Raw genomic sequence first — 14,262 nt, 5'->3', positions numbered from 1 at the left:
GATTATAGGAACTCATCACCACCGCCACCACCAATCATAATTTCGCCAGCTTCGGATAAGCGGCGAGCAATACCAAGGATTTCTTTCTGCGCGGTTTCAACTTCACTGACTTTAATTGGGCCCATCGCTTCCAAATCATCTTTTAGCATTTCAGCGGCACGTTTCGACATGTTATTAAAGATTTTCTCTTTCAGCCCATCATCGGCACCTTTCAATGCTTTTTGTAGTAACTCACCAGGAACATCACGCAGCAAGGTTTGAATACCACGATCGTCGATATCGACCAAGTTCTCGAAAACAAACATCAGATCTTGTATTTGCTGCGCCATCTCTTCGTCGCTGTCGCGGATCGAATCCATGAGCATGCCTTCCATGTTGGTATCGAGGAAGTTCATAATATTGGCTGCCGCCTTCAAGCCGCCCATTTTGGCCGCTTGAGCTCCAGCTTGCCCTGCAAACTGTTTTTCCATGATTTCGTTTAATTCGGTTAAGGCAGCGGGTTGAACTTCTTCCAAGTTGGCAATCCGCATCATTAAATCAAGCCGTACTTTCTCGGCAAATTGCGACATAATCTCAGCCGACTGCTCAGCTTCAAGATAAGAGAGAACAATGGTTTGAATTTGTGGGTGTTCATTTTGAATGATATTCGCCACTTGACGCGCATCCATCCATTTCAGAGAGTCCAAGCCCTTAGCACCACTGCCCATAATAATTTGGTCAACCAGACTGGAGGCGCGATCTTCACCTAAGGCTGCCGTAAGCGCCTTACGTACAAAGTCTTGACTGCCAATTCCAATATTGGTGTATTTCTGAATGTCGTCGATAAATAAACGATGCACCGCAACCACTCGCTCATGGGAAAAATCCTCGAGCGATGCCATTGCCATCCCCAAACGTTGTACTTGTTTGGGTTCTAAATGGCGGAATATGGTCGCTGCGTCATCTTCATTTAAACTCAGCATCAGAATCGCGGCTCGCTCAATGCCGCTCATTCCTTCCAGAACGACTTCTGGATCCATATCATTTTCATTTTCATTTGGCATCGTTAATTACCCAGTCTTTGATTACCATCGCGGCTAAGTCAGGTTCATTCGCGACCAAGGCTCGCACCGCTTTTAACATGTCTTCATCTTTATGTAGGTCCGGTAGTTTAAGCTGTCCATCACGGATCCCAAAATCTGTTTCGGTATTGTCGGCCGAAATCAATTGTAAATCATCATCATTTTCATAAGCTGCAAGTGCCGCATCTAAATCAGTTTCAGCATGCTCACTCTCTTCACCGCTAGAAAGAATACGATTTAACATCGGACGAACCACGGCCACAATCAATACAATCAGAACTAATACACTGCCCGCAATCCGCATTGCGCGCCAAAACCATGCCTGCTCCCATAACGGCAAGTCAGCTTCGCTTAATATTTCAGGTCGAGTAAATGGTACGCTCACAACCTCGAGTGTATCACCACGGCTTAAATTGAAACCCACGCCACCTTGCAACAAACGGCGAATGCTAGCGAGCTGTTCTGCAGAACGTGGCTCACGTGTCGTTTCACCACTGTCAGAAACTTGACTATTATAGTCCAATGCCACCGAAACACTCACTCGCCTCACCACCCCCACTTGAGAACGGGTATGACTAATTGTTGTATCCAGTTCATAGTTACGCGTGGCCTCTTTGTGACTACTTCCAGACTGAGTTTGTGCATTTGCGCCACCTGCTTGTTCTGGGATCTGTGCAGCGACTGGAGGTTGATTGGTTAAGGCTCCAGGGATCCCTATCGCGCCAGCACCAACATTATTATTTTCAACCGTGAATTCACTACGAACTGCCGGTAAATCGGGGTTATAGCGCTTCTGCGTTTGCTCTACAGCAGTGAAGTCTAAGGTCACATCAACTTCAGCTGTATAATTACCTAAGCCTACAACGGGGATCAAAATAGCGTCAATCTTGTTTTTATATTCAGATTCTCGCTTACGCTCCATTTCAAATTCTTTACGAGTACGCGAAGATAACGGATCTTGACTGCCAGAATTTAACAAACGGCCATTATGATCGGTCACCGTCACTCGGCTTGGAATAAGACCCTGTACCGCTGAGGCGACAATATCAACAATCGAATCGATTTCTTCTTGCACCAGACCATTATTATTACGCAGGCTGAGAACCACGGTGGCAGAAGGTTTTTGCTCCTGACGGGCAAATACATTACTTTTGGGAATGGCCAATAGAACTTGAGCTTTATTCACCGACTTCATTTGTTCAATGGCTGTCGCCAACTGACGTTCGCGACTCAGTTTTAAACGCTCACCTTCTAAACGCTGACTGACACCAAAGCCCATATCATTGAGCAGAATTTGCTCTCCAGCTGGCGCAGCCTCACTCAACCCTGAGCGACGAAGTTTTAACTTAATATCTTGGTATTGTTCAGCATTGACTAATACCGAGTTACCTTCAATGGTATAAGGTATTTTTGCCTGATCGAGAAAATCAAGGGTCTCAACCAGTTCATTGGTGGTCATGGTCCCCAGTGGTCGCATCTCTGGTTCTTTCGCCCACATCAGCAAAAACACCGCCATTGCCAAACATATTGCGAGGGCCAAAATCATAATAATTTGGCGCAGAACATCACCGTTACTCAAAAATGATAGTGCAGAACTCTGTTGTTCCGTTGCTTCTAAATTATCACTATCGCTATCGGAGCCTAGTAGTGCTTGTTCTTGACTCATTGCGTTACTCCCTTCGCTCGCCACAATATACTCCTAGTCCCATTAAACGGGCATAGACATAATTTGTTTGTAAGCATCAACTAATTTATTTCTCACCTGCACCGTTGCGTCGAAAGCAATACTGGATTTTTGACTAGCAATCATCACATCACCAATACCAACGTTACGATCGCCTAAATCGAAACGGGTTCGTAAATCATTGGCATTCGACTGTAAGCCATTCACATTATTAATGGCGTCACTTAATAAACTGCCAAAGTCACTATTAACTTTTGAGAGGCCTAGCGGTGCGTTAGCTTGATTTATATCCTGAGCAATACCGCCAGTTTTCATTTCACCGGCCATTGATTGGAGTTCGCTAAATAGATTTGCTGACTCAACTCTCATGATTTCCCTCTCCCGCCAGATTAATGGCATTTATCGTTGTTACTCAAGGGAAAGCAAAAGGCGAGCCAAGATTAACTACCCACTAAACGAAGCGGCTCCTTCACGTGGGGTTTAGGTAAGTAATGTTGTACAAAATCAACCTCAGCTTGCGGTCTGGCAAAAAAGAAACCTTGGGCTTGCTCACAACCCATCACCGACGCAATATTGGCTTGATTCTGCGTTTCAATACCTTCGATTAATACTTGGAATTTCATGCTACGTGCAACCATAACCATCGCTTTAACAATATGTTGATCGGACAGGTTATCTTCCAAACCACTCACAAAGGCACGGTCAATTTTCAACAAGGTGACTGGTAGGTGTTTCAGATAGGCCATAGACGAGTAACCGGTCCCAAAATCGTCAATCGCAATTCCAAAACCCGCATCTCGCATTCGTTGAATGCTTGCCTTCGCTTCATCTGGTTGTTCCATCATGGCAGATTCAGTAATTTCAATACAGATCCGTTGCGGATTCACCTGCCATTGCTGGGCATAACTAATCGCGATTTTCTCCGCGTGACCTAAAGACACCGTTGCAGCGGAAAAGTTAACGGATAATTTGAAGTCTTTCGCCAATTGACTTGCGTAGCGCGCCATGAACCGCATCGCATTCTCAAACACCCATTTATCTAATTGCAGCACTAAGCCTGTTTCTTCAGCGACAGGCACAAATTCATCAGGAGAAATCGCCCCCCCATCGGTAAACCAGCGCAATAATACTTCAGCGCCGATCACTTGGTTCGAAAGCAAGCAATACTGAGGTTGATAAAATAACTCCAATTCATCATTGGCAATCGCTTTACGTAATTTAGATTCAAGGGTCAGTTTAACGAGGCTTGCCTGACTAAAGTCGGGATGATAACGGCAGATACTACTGCCATCTTTTACCGCATGATTTAAAGCGGTAAATGCATTTGCCAGTAAAGCATCGCTGTGGATCGCATCTCGACCAGGATGAAAACAGCTATAGCCAACATGACAGCGAGTTAACAACTGTAATTGCTCTAAACGCAACCAACCTCGACAGCTTTGAATGATCTGTTTGGCGATCGCAATGACTTCTTTATCACGATTCACCGTTGGTATCGCCACCACAAAATAATGATGATACCAATAACCGAGCTGAGCCTCCGGATAATGCCGACGCAAACTCTTCTGTACGCGCTTAGCATATGCTTCTCTAGTTACTTCTCCGAGATGTTGGCCAAAGTTCTCAAATACTTCGTTTTGCCGCGGAAAATCGAACATCAGCACCGACATAGGTAAAGCATCATCTAACCAATCGGCAATTAAGCGGGTCATATGTCTTCGATTTGGCAGGCCCGTTACCTCATCATGATTTTTCCAATAGTCTAATTGCTCACGTAACAGGGTGGCTTTGTATTTTAGGCGATGAAATTTTTGCTGGATGAATAGGAAACCAGCACCAATCACGATAAACAGTAGCAATAACCCGAGTCCCCACCAATAAGATACGGTGTTACTTGGCTGGGTCGTTGCGACAATCGATTGCCATCGGTGGTAACTCTGCTGGCTAAAATTTGGATCAAGGGAGTTCAGACCGCGGTTAAGCAAACTCACCAACATTGGCCAATCATCACGAACGGCGAATCGATGCTCTAGATCTTGGTCAAACTGAAAGGCTTGTTGCATATGCCATTGTGGCATTGCTCGAAGTTGTGCGGCGACCTCGTCATTTCCTGCGACGATCGCCACCACTTGTTGTTGTGCTAATGCCTGCATCGCATCGAACAAGCGAGTAAATGGCTGAAGACTTAGGTTGGGAAACTGTTTCGCGACAATTTCATGAGCACTACTGCCCATCACCACCGCCACCTTCTGGCCAGATAACTGTTCAACAGAACTAAAACGGGCATGATTTAAGTTTTGGTAGGCAACCAGAGTTTGCAGCTCGGTGGCTTGGGTATAATGAACAAAAGGACTTAGCCGATGATGACGAGGTGCGCTACTAAGCATATCTACCTGACCTTGCTGCAAAGCAAGCACTGCAGAGGAGATGCTAGAGTACACATGATAATCAAAAACTAAATGAGTTTGTGAAGCTAACTGGGCCAACATATCAACCGCATAACCCTGAGCTTGTCCCTGAGGGTCCGAAAATTCCAAAGGAAGTCGCTCAGCAACCACCGCAACTTTCACCTTTGGATGATCTTCGAGCCATTGATATTCACTGGAATTGACTATATAGGCATGAGCACCCAACGACCAACAACAAGCTACCACTAGCAACGTTAAAGATTTAACGAGGCACCACTGCAAACTATTTAGCTCCTAAAAATTCCCGCTGTCTCGGCATTCTATGCGCCAAGTACAAATATTCTCTATGCAGCTTACCAAAATAAATCAAATATTATTTGATTTATATGCAATAAAAACCAAGTAAAAACCCTATTAATGTTTGCTAACTCACAAATTCAATAAGCGAGCCAAAACTTCACACCACTATGACTAGGACTATCGTGAGGTTTCTTTTCACTATTTGCCGATTGGAGATCCTCGTTCCAACCACCATCAATGGTGATAGAAGTCGAAAGTAGAATCGATCATTACCGATAATCGTTTCAAGGTATTCTTTTATAAAAATGAAGCTGTTTTTTCATCAAGACCTAAACTTCATCTCATGCTGTTGGGCTTAACAAAGATTGAAACTCTTCGCTCCATAGCAGCGCTTGCAAGTTAAATTGTTCAATATCCAGATAATCGATCTCTAACTGCTGAGCCAAACTTTCGCTCAAGGCCCAATTGCCCTGTTCGTAGGATTTTATCGTGAGCAACATGATACCTAATACGGAAGACTGCCCACTACATAGTGCAGCCTTAATATCTTGATCCAATGGTAAAGCACCAAGAATTTCACTCAATGGCTTATCTAATATCGCATCTAATAAAGAAAATAAGCCACATAAAAAAGCACTGTCTCTATTGACCTGTGATAAACGGTTTGCAACCAACTCACAAAAACGAGCCCGATGTAATGACATTCTCATCAACTCTCTGGGCTTATGACTAACGGTCATTGCGTTAGCCAGTATCGCAACTAACTTACGTAATTGAGCATTTCCAACGTATACGACCGCTTGTTTGATCGATACGATGTTTCGCACAATTGGCTGGTGACTCGAATTCACATAACGCAATAACTTGTAAGCTAAACTAGTGTCTCGCTCGAAATAACCGACCACTTCATTCACATTAACCTCGTCTTTGCTGGTTGCATGAAATAGTCGAGAGATCACCTGATAACTGGCATCCAGTTCCTTAGATTGGCGCATTTCGGGCCGACAAAAATAAAAACCTTGGAAGAGGCTGAAACCTAAAGCTCTCGCCTGCTGATATTCTTGCTGAGTTTCGATCTTCTCCGCTAATAAATTGATACTTTTGTAGTTATTGATAACCGCAAAAAAAGACCCTAGTTGATTCAAGGGTGTTTTTCTTATATCTATCTTTATTAAACAGACCAGTTTAAAAAATGGTTCCCACTCAGGATGATAAATAAAATCATCTAAAGCTAAACGATAACCACTGCGAACCAAGTACTGACAACGCTTGTATAGCCTTTTACTGGGTTTTGCTGATTCCAGAATTTCAATCACAACCTGCTGTTTAGGCAGCAAACAGACAATATCTGAATAAAGGCTATCTTCTGAAAAGTTAATTAAGGCTGGTCTTCCTTGAGTGATTTCCTGTAAACCCTGATTTAACTGGGTACGAATAATCAACCTAGAAGTGGCTTCATGGGGGTCTATATTGGGAAATACATTCTCTGGCCCATCACGAAATAACAATTCATAGGCAGCCACTCGCTGACGACGATCCAAGATCGCCTGTCTAGCTGTATATACATTCATAGTATCCATTACCGTTTTTGCTGCATTTTAGTGTTGGCTTTTTGCCTATTTAATTATTAAACCCACCAAGGTGAGTCAAAATGCAGATATAAAAAAAGAGTCACAAAAAAGTGACCCCTTTAGACTAACTAAGTTGTAACAATTTAGCGACCTTTTTTACGAGCTAAGCTGTTGCAAACGTTCAAAATAGTCAGGGAAAGTTTTAGAAGTGCATTTCGGATCGTTAATCGTCACCGCGCTGTCACTCAGAGCCACCAGAGAGAAACACATCGCCATACGGTGGTCATCGTAGGTATCGATTGCTGCATGCTTGATTTTTGCCGGTGGCGTCACTTCAATAAAGTCTTCACCTTCGACAACCGTGGCACCCACTTTACGCAACTCAGTCGCCATTGCACTTAAGCGGTCTGTTTCTTTAACACGCCAGTTGTATACATTGCGAATACAAGTGGTACCGCGAGCAAATAACGCCGTCGTAGCGATCGTCATGGCAGCATCGGGAATATGATTCATATCCAGATCCACCGCCATTAGCTCACCCGGGCGCGCGATAATATAATCATCGCCCCATTCAATATCTGCGCCCATGGCCGACAATACATCGGCAAATAACACATCACCCTGCATCGATTTCTTGCCCACCCCTGTGACTTTTACCTGACCACCTTTAATCGCGCCGGCCGCTAAGAAATAGGAGGCAGAAGAGGCATCGCCTTCAACCAGAAACTCGCCGGCAGCACGATACACCTGCTGGCCTTTGACCACAAAACGCTGATAGTTATCATTTGCTACATCGACCCCAAAAGCGGCCATCATCTTCAAAGTGATATCAATATAAGGCTTGGACACCAAATCGCCAATAATGGTAATTTCAACGTCAGCTTGAGCATAGGGGGCGGCCATCAGGAATGCGGTTAGAAACTGGCTGGAAACCGAGCCATCGATGCTCACTTTGCCACCCTGCAAACCGGTACCATTGATCTTCAGCGGCGGGTAACCTTCACTCTTCAAGTAATCGATGTTGGCACCCACTTGGCGTAAAGCATCCACTAAGGCGCCAATCGGTCGCTCTTCCATGCGAGGCTCGCCAGTCAAGCTAAATTCCCCCTCACTGAGACATAAAGCGGCACACAGTGGGCGCATGGCTGTGCCGGCATTCCCAAGGAACAACTGCTCAGCCTGCTCCGTCTTAAAGGCACGTCCTAAACCCGTCACCGTGCAACGACGTCGATCGTCAGAAAGCTGATAAGACACTCCCAGGGTTTTCAGCGCGTTTAACATATGCCGAATATCATCGCTATCGAGTAAGTTGTTAAGAACCGTTTCACCTTCGGCGAGAGCAGCTAACAGCAATGCTCGGTTCGACACACTCTTGGAGCCTGGAAGGTTAATTTCACCGTCAACTTGTGAAATTGGCTGTAGGGTTAATTGTTCCATTTATCTATTATCTCTACTTCTTTAGTGCCAATAGACTGGCTTAATTGCTTGATAAAATTGCCAGTGTTTGGCTAGCCTTGCGGATGACGCTGTGCAAAATCGGCCATAAAGGCCACCAGCGCTTGCACCCCTTCAATGGGCATCGCGTTATAAATACTGGCGCGCATGCCACCCACAATGCGATGTCCTTTCAGAGTCATCAAACCTGCTTGTGCCGCTTCACTCAAAAACAGTGCATCCAACTCGGGATTATCCAGTTGAAAGGGAATATTCATCTTTGAACGATTCTCTGGCGCGACCGAGTTGTGGTAAAAGTCACTCGCATCAATAAATCGGTACAATAACTCGGCTTTAGCGGCATTTTTTTCAGCCATAGCGCTTAAGCCACCTTGCTGCTTCAACCACTTAAACACCAAGCCAGCCAAGTACCAGGAGTAAGTCGGTGGCGTATTAAACATCGAATCACTGGCCGCCAATACGCTGTAATTCATGATACCTGGGGTGAGTGAATGAGCTTTATCCAACAGATCTTCGCGCACGATGGCAATTGCCAAGCCCGAAGGCCCGATATTTTTTTGTGCGCCAGCATAGATCAGTCCATAGCGGCTAACATCGATAGGCTGAGACAAAATGGTAGAAGAAAAATCCCCCACTAAAATCATATCTCCCACATCTGGAGTCTCTTCGATGGCGATCCCTTCAATGGTTTCGTTGGGGCAGTAGTGAACATAGGCAGAATCTTTATCGTATTGCCATTGAGAGCTGTCTTGCACTGAAACCTGACCATGCTCATCCACAGCCAGTGCATCAAACACCTTGGCTGCCGCGTGTTTCTCACCTTCGACAACGGCACTTTTCGACCACTGTCCGGTGGTAATATAACTAATACTGGTTTTATCCCCAAGCAGGTTCAGAGGGGCAGCAGCAAATTGTCCACGCCCCCCTCCCTGGCAGAATAGAACTTTATAATTATCGGGAATCGCCAGTAAATCGCGGAGATCTTGTTCGGCCTCGGCAGCCATCGCGATATATTCTTTACCTCGATGACTCACTTCCATGACCGATACCCCTAAACCTTGCCAATCGCAAAACTCAGCTTGGGCTTGTTGCATCACAGCCTCTGGCAACATCGCCGGGCCTGCACAAAAATTGTAGATTTTTCTCATGCCTATCTCTTTGTTATGTTGTGTTCGACCACTGCAGTGGTTCATTTTATACCGCCTGTAATAGGCTATACCAATGGTTTGGCGGGTCTCTCAAACAAAAACGAGCGACCGAAGCCGCCCGTTTATGTTATAGCCGATGACTATTCGGCATCAGTCTCACTGGCCGCCGAATCATCTTCGGCAGCGGCTGAGTTATCGTTGTCGAGGGAAGCCTCAGCGTTTTGCTCCGCTACTTCACCATCGGCTAAGTCTTTAAACTCTGCCTCTTCGATTTCGTCAATCCGTTGTAGACCAACCACCTTTTCACCTTCGGTAGTACGAATTAACGTTACCCCCTGGGTATTGCGGCCAACCAACGAAACTTCATGGACCCGAGTACGAACCAAGGTACCACCGTCGGTAATCAGCATCATTTCTTGTAGTTCGGTCACCTGCACGGCCCCCACCACTAAGCCATTCCGCTCACTCACCTTAATCGATACCACACCTTTGGTCGCGCGGCTCTTCGCCGGATATTCATCTAAACGAGTTCGTTTACCATAGCCATTTTCGGTGGCGGTTAGAATGTCTCCGTCTCCATTTGGCACAATCAACGAGACTACTTTCTGACCGGCGTCAAGCGAAATCCCACGAACCCCGGCAGCGGTACGACCCATTGGACGTAAGGCCAACAGCTCTTCACCGGTTTCAAGATCGAGTTTCACCGCACCCGTCTCACTATCCCGTTGCTTCTCGTTAAAGCGCACCACTTTACCCGCATCAGAGAACAACATGATTTCGTTGTCACCATTGGTGATATCAACGCCAATCAGCTTATCGTCATCATGCAAGTTAATCGCGCGGATACCGCTGGATAATGGCCGCTTAAAGGCGGTTAACGGGGTTTTCTTAACAGTGCCATTCGCCGTTGCAAACAAGATGAATTTGTCTTCTTGATATTCACGAACGGGCAAAATCGCGGTAATTCGCTCATCATCACCCAATGGCAGTAAGTTGACAATCGGTTTACCACGCGCTTGACGACTCGCCAGCGGCAATTGATAAACTTTAATCCAGTACACTTTACCGACGGTTGAGAAACACAAGACCGTATCGTGGGTATTTGCCACCAGCAACTTCTCAATGAAGTCTTCGTCTTTCATCTTGGTGGCGGCTTTGCCTTTACCACCACGACGCTGTGACTCATATTCGCTCAAAGGTTGGTATTTAACGTAGCCTTCATGGGAAAGCGTCACCACCACGTCTTCTTCATTGATTAGATCTTCAATCGACAGATCGGAGCTATTCGCTGAAATTTCGGTGCGACGCTCATCACCAAATTGCTCGCGCACTTCAATCAACTCGTCGCGGATCACTTCCATCAAACGAGTCGGGGTATTCAAGATATGCAACAGTTCAGCAATCAGATCTAATAAGTCTTTGTATTCTGCAATGATCTTCTCATGCTCAAGACCGGTCAAACGATGCAAACGTAATTCGAGAATAGCTTGTGCCTGAGTCGGTGTGATGAAATATTTTCCGTCACGAATACCAAACTCGGGCTCTAGCCAATCAGGACGAGCCGCATCATCGCCTGCACGCTCGAGCATCGCCGCAACACCACCTAAATCCCAACCTTTAGCAAGTAAAGCCGTTTTTGCTTCGGCTGGAGTCGGAGAGGTTTTAATCAGCTCGATAATCTCATCGATATTGGCTAGCGCGATCGCTAGACCTTCGAGGATATGCGCACGATCACGGGCTTTACGTAATTCGAATACCGTACGGCGTGTCACCACCTCGCGGCGGTGACGAATGAAGCATTCGATCATCTCTTGAAGATTAAAAATCTTCGGTTGACCATTATCCAAGGCAACCATGTTCATGCCGAAGGACACTTGCATCTGGGTTTGTGAATATAAGTTGTTTAATACAACTTCGCCCACTGCATCGCGTTTCAATTCAACCACAATACGCATACCATCCTTATCGGATTCATCACGTAATGCAGATATACCTTCCAGTTTTTTATCTTTTACTAACTCGGCCATCTTCTCGATCAGTCGAGCCTTGTTCACCTGATAAGGGATCTCATGAACAATAATCGTTTCTTTGCCGGCCTTGTCGGTGACGACTTCCGCTTTCGCTCGGATCGACACTTTACCGCGACCAGTTCGATAGCCTTGAATAATGCCTGCGCGGCCATTAATAATACCCGCGGTAGGGAAATCCGGCGCAGGGATATATTCCATCAATTCGTCGATGGTGATCTCAGGATTTTCGATCATTGCCAAACAACCATTCACCACTTCGGTGAGGTTATGTGGTGGAATGTTGGTGGCCATGCCCACCGCAATGCCCGAAGCTCCGTTCACTAACAGGTTCGGGATCCGAGTCGGCAACACCGCAGGAATTTGCTCGGTACCATCGTAGTTGGGGACGTAATCAACGGTTTCTTTTTCTAAGTCAGCCAGTAAAGAGTGCGCCAACTTATCCATACGGATTTCGGTATAACGCATTGCTGCAGCTGAATCACCATCAACCGAACCAAAGTTACCTTGCCCGTCTACCAACATATAACGTAAGGAGAACGGCTGTGCCATCCGCACAATTGTATCGTAAACGGCACTATCACCATGGGGGTGATATTTACCAATAACATCACCGACCACACGGGCAGATTTTTTGTAAGGCTTATTCCAATCGTTACCTAGTACATTCATTGCGAACAACACCCGGCGATGCACAGGTTTTAAACCATCACGTACATCTGGTAAGGCGCGTCCAACAATCACGCTCATGGCATAATCAAGGTAGGAACTTTTCAGCTCATCCTCAATATTGACAGGCATGATCTCTTTTGCAAGATCGCTCATAGACGACAAAATCCTTCGTTTTTATTGCTTGTTACAATTACTCAGCGTAATCGAGAACTTTACCATAAAACCGACGCCTTAACAGGCCTGATGTCGCTCTTTTCTTTTAGAAAAATGAAAAACTACCGGAATTCAACAAAAGCTTGTGGCTAGGATGAACAAGTTCTTATAATACTTATAAATAATGACTTGGATAAAGAGACCAATGGAACAGCCAAATAACAGCCAAAATGTTGACCACCAAGAAATAGCACATTTTGCAGGCTTAGCCTCCCGTTGGTGGGATGAACAAGGGGATTTTAAAACCCTGCACCAGATCAATCCATTACGTCTCGACTATATTGAGCGGGGAGCCAAGGGACTATTTGGCAAGCAAGTCCTCGACATCGGTTGTGGTGGCGGAATATTAGCCGAGAGTATGGCCCTGCGAGGGGCTGATGTGACTGCGATCGATATGGGGCAAGAGCAAATTGAAGTCGCCAGATTGCACGCCTTAGAAACCGGGGCACAATTAACTTATCTGCAGACCACCGCCGAACAGCACGCCGAACAACAGCCTGCCCAATACGATGTGGTGACATGCATGGAAATGCTTGAGCATGTGCCCGATCCAAGCTCGGTAATTGCAGCATGCGCCAAATTGGTCAAACCCGGCGGTTACCTCTTTGTATCAACCATCAATCGTACCCCAAAAGCCTACCTGTTTATGATTCTGGCGGCAGAAAAACTGCTCAAGCTGGTTCCCAACGGAACCCATCAACATGATAAATTTATCCGTCCTTCAGAGTTGCTCAGCTGGGCTGATGAGCACGGCCTACAAAGTCAGGCCATTACCGGGGTACAATTTTACCCAGTGATTGAGCACTTTCGCTTAAGCCCTAATGTCGATGTGAATTACATGTTACAACTTGCCAAGCAGGATCAGGATGAACAATAAACTTGCGGTACTATTTGATTTAGATGGTACTTTATTAGACACCGCGCCTGATCTTGCAGCGGCCGCAAATCATGTACTAGCGCAGCACCAGCAACCACTCATTAGTTTAAGTGATGCTCGAACTTTAAGCTCCCATGGTGCCATGGGGCTACTGGGTTTTGGTTTTGGCGAAAGTTGGCATCAACAAGAGCAAACCAAACTGCGTCAACAATTACTCGACTTTTATCAGTCGAACATCTGCATCGACACTAATTTATTCCCTGGCATTCAGCAAACCTTAGCCTACTTAGACGCAACATCTACACCTTGGGGGATCGTGACAAACAAACCTGAAAGTTTAAGTCGGCAATTACTTGCTTACTTTACTGAGTTTGCGAGCTGTGCAACGCTAGTCGGAGGCGATACGGTTAGCCAGCGGAAACCGCATCCGGAACCCATGTTACATGCCTGCCAACAACTCAAAGTAGCAGCACAGCATTGTTTGTATGTTGGCGACGCTCTGCGTGACATCGAAGCTGGAAACAACACCCAGATGACGACTATTTTAGCCGAATGGGGCTATATTTCGGAAAATGACAATATCCACACTTGGCAAGCCGATTTACACTGTCAAAAAAGTGAGCAACTTGAACAGCTAATCGCCAAACATTTGGCTAAATTATAAACCGCTTCAAGTTTTCATAAAAATAAATAATTTTCTATTTTTATAGCAAAAAGAACTTGCATTAACGCCACGCTAACAAAGTCACATGGATAGCTAGTTAGTAAGCACTAACATATAGCGATTATCCGCATGTTATGCACAAGTTCTTCATTTTTCCAAGTCTTGCGAAATCGACAAAACCT

The 14,262-nt window shown here is 45.6% G+C and carries 10 protein-coding genes; 2 read left to right on the top strand and 8 right to left on the bottom strand.

The window, feature by feature from the left end; translation table 11 throughout:
* Window positions 1-2 precede the first annotated feature (2 nt).
* The 8 genes from fliG to gyrA all read right to left on the bottom strand — a co-directional run bounded on the left by fliG (window position 3) and on the right by gyrA (window position 12,479).
* On the bottom strand, window positions 3-1,043 hold the full coding sequence (fliG, locus tag ACRRSW_RS08580) for a flagellar motor switch protein FliG (RefSeq protein WP_432453623.1): 1,041 nt from the start codon (window positions 1,041-1,043) through the stop codon (window positions 3-5).
* Window positions 1,033-2,727: a flagellar basal-body MS-ring/collar protein FliF gene (gene fliF, locus ACRRSW_RS08575; RefSeq protein ID WP_432453624.1), complete on the bottom strand. Its 1,695-nt coding sequence runs from the start codon at window positions 2,725-2,727 to the stop codon at window positions 1,033-1,035. Before fliF ends, fliG begins: the two co-directional genes overlap by 11 nt.
* Before the next feature lie 42 nt (window positions 2,728-2,769).
* Entirely contained in the window at window positions 2,770-3,114 is a 345-nt protein-coding gene (gene fliE, locus ACRRSW_RS08570) for a flagellar hook-basal body complex protein FliE (RefSeq protein WP_432453625.1), read from the bottom strand.
* A 71-nt stretch (window positions 3,115-3,185) separates the two neighbouring features.
* Window positions 3,186-5,435, bottom strand: coding sequence for a putative bifunctional diguanylate cyclase/phosphodiesterase (locus ACRRSW_RS08565; protein WP_432459112.1), 2,250 nt, complete (start codon window positions 5,433-5,435; stop codon window positions 3,186-3,188).
* Between the two features lie 359 nt (window positions 5,436-5,794).
* Entirely contained in the window at window positions 5,795-7,024 is a 1,230-nt protein-coding gene (locus ACRRSW_RS08560; protein WP_432453627.1) for an EAL and HDOD domain-containing protein, read from the bottom strand.
* A 156-nt stretch (window positions 7,025-7,180) separates the two neighbouring features.
* Window positions 7,181-8,461 (bottom strand): 3-phosphoshikimate 1-carboxyvinyltransferase, encoded by a 1,281-nt coding sequence (gene aroA, locus ACRRSW_RS08555; protein WP_432459111.1) that lies wholly within the window; start codon window positions 8,459-8,461, stop codon window positions 7,181-7,183.
* A 71-nt stretch (window positions 8,462-8,532) separates the two neighbouring features.
* Window positions 8,533-9,627: a 3-phosphoserine/phosphohydroxythreonine transaminase gene (serC, locus tag ACRRSW_RS08550; RefSeq protein ID WP_432453629.1), complete on the bottom strand. Its 1,095-nt coding sequence runs from the start codon at window positions 9,625-9,627 to the stop codon at window positions 8,533-8,535.
* 140 nt (window positions 9,628-9,767) lie between these two features.
* Window positions 9,768-12,479, bottom strand: coding sequence for a DNA topoisomerase (ATP-hydrolyzing) subunit A (gene gyrA / locus ACRRSW_RS08545; protein WP_432459110.1), 2,712 nt, complete (start codon window positions 12,477-12,479; stop codon window positions 9,768-9,770).
* Between the two features lie 205 nt (window positions 12,480-12,684).
* Between gyrA and ubiG the strand changes: the two genes are divergently transcribed.
* Window positions 12,685-13,416, top strand: a complete 732-nt coding sequence (gene ubiG, locus ACRRSW_RS08540; protein ID WP_432459109.1) for a bifunctional 2-polyprenyl-6-hydroxyphenol methylase/3-demethylubiquinol 3-O-methyltransferase UbiG — start codon at window positions 12,685-12,687, stop codon at window positions 13,414-13,416.
* On the top strand, window positions 13,406-14,080 hold the full coding sequence (locus ACRRSW_RS08535) for an HAD family hydrolase (protein ID WP_432453632.1): 675 nt from the start codon (window positions 13,406-13,408) through the stop codon (window positions 14,078-14,080). Before ubiG ends, ACRRSW_RS08535 begins: the two co-directional genes overlap by 11 nt.
* Window positions 14,081-14,262: the final 182 nt, after the last annotated feature.

This window comes from Agarivorans sp. QJM3NY_25, assembly GCF_050870875.2.
In the GTDB taxonomy this organism is placed as follows: Bacteria; Pseudomonadota; Gammaproteobacteria; order Enterobacterales; family Celerinatantimonadaceae; genus Agarivorans.
This window is presented reverse-complemented; position numbering and strand designations above follow the sequence as displayed.

What these genes read in the sequence shown, in the direction of transcription:
- fliG (WP_432453623.1), bottom strand. Translation starts at nt 1,043, where the DNA reads ATGCCAAATGAAAATGAAAATGATATGGATCCAGAAGTCGTTCTGGAA.
- fliF (WP_432453624.1), bottom strand. Translation starts at nt 2,727, where the DNA reads ATGAGTCAAGAACAAGCACTACTAGGCTCCGATAGCGATAGTGATAAT.
- fliE (WP_432453625.1), bottom strand. Translation starts at nt 3,114, where the DNA reads ATGAGAGTTGAGTCAGCAAATCTATTTAGCGAACTCCAATCAATGGCC.
- ACRRSW_RS08560 (WP_432453627.1), bottom strand. Translation starts at nt 7,024, where the DNA reads ATGAATGTATATACAGCTAGACAGGCGATCTTGGATCGTCGTCAGCGA.
- aroA (WP_432459111.1), bottom strand. Translation starts at nt 8,461, where the DNA reads ATGGAACAATTAACCCTACAGCCAATTTCACAAGTTGACGGTGAAATT.
- serC (WP_432453629.1), bottom strand. Translation starts at nt 9,627, where the DNA reads ATGAGAAAAATCTACAATTTTTGTGCAGGCCCGGCGATGTTGCCAGAG.
- gyrA (WP_432459110.1), bottom strand. Translation starts at nt 12,479, where the DNA reads ATGAGCGATCTTGCAAAAGAGATCATGCCTGTCAATATTGAGGATGAG.
- ubiG (WP_432459109.1), top strand. Translation starts at nt 12,685, where the DNA reads ATGGAACAGCCAAATAACAGCCAAAATGTTGACCACCAAGAAATAGCA.
- ACRRSW_RS08535 (WP_432453632.1), top strand. Translation starts at nt 13,406, where the DNA reads ATGAACAATAAACTTGCGGTACTATTTGATTTAGATGGTACTTTATTA.